The sequence below is a fragment of the Candidatus Accumulibacter contiguus genome (assembly GCF_012940005.1).
Taxonomy (GTDB): Bacteria; Pseudomonadota; Gammaproteobacteria; order Burkholderiales; family Rhodocyclaceae; genus Accumulibacter; species Accumulibacter contiguus.
In genome coordinates, this window is sequence record NZ_SPMX01000127.1 from 1 (window position 1) to 934 (window position 934).

A 934-nucleotide genomic window follows, 5' to 3' on the forward strand; every position below is an offset into this window, starting at 1 on the left:
CCAAACAGGTTGTTTTCGAGGATAGCCGCCGGGAGTATCGCGGGGCTCACGGATCGACGGTTCCCGCAGGCCACCCCGGTTGGCCAGCATGTTCGATCTCGTCGAGGTACATGCGGTGGAACAGACCGAAGGCATACTGCCCAAAGTGCATGGTTCCGCAGGCCGGGTCGAGGAGCGTGATGTCCCGGGCGCGCTTGAACGTCGCGACCTGGCCATCCTCGCCTAGTCGTTGGTACCGAATACGCTCGCCAGTGCGTGGAACCAGATAGTCGGCAACCGGCTGGTCCGAGATCCTTTCGTCCGGCAGTGGCGGCGGTTCTGTGGGAGCGAGCGCCGAGCCTGGATGCATCTGAAGCCATAACCGGCCGAGCGTATTATCGACAAGGACCTTGACAACCCAGGACGGCGTGTAGAACTGGTTGATGACCGCTAGTTCATAGGAGGAGCGCGGCGTGCCCTTGTTCTCATCGCGAACGCGCTTCTTCTCGTCGCGGTTGAAAAACTGGTACACCCAGCCGAGAAAGTCCTGAGCGCGATAGGCGTCCTCGGGCAGATCCTCGTTGATCATCTTGAGGACCCTCGCCAGGGTCGCGTGTGTCGGCCACACACACGCGTACTCGTGGTCGGGATCAAAGAGGACACGGATTTCCTGTGTGATGTACCGGAAGGCAGAGGTCAGGCCGTCGCGGAGGAGATTTTCCTCGGCGCCATCGTCGTATTTGTACTTGCTGCCGCCCGCTGCCCGGTAGTCGCGCAGATAGCGGGAGCGCGCCTGACCCAGAACCGGCGTGATCACCTCGGTCTGCTCGGACGTGCCGTGTGGATTTGCTGGCGGCGGAAGGTAGAGGATCTTCCGCGCCTCCATGGCCTTGATGCCAACGAGACGATTGAGGAGCGTATAGGCGAACTCTCGCTTCACGTTCTCCGTAGCCCC

Annotated in this window: 1 pseudogene; it reads right to left on the reverse strand. The window is 61.5% G+C overall.

What is annotated here, in order from left to right:
- Window positions 1-46: 46 nt before the first annotated feature.
- A pseudogene (locus tag E4Q08_RS23510) lies at window positions 47-934 on the reverse strand (hypothetical protein); the annotation flags it as partial.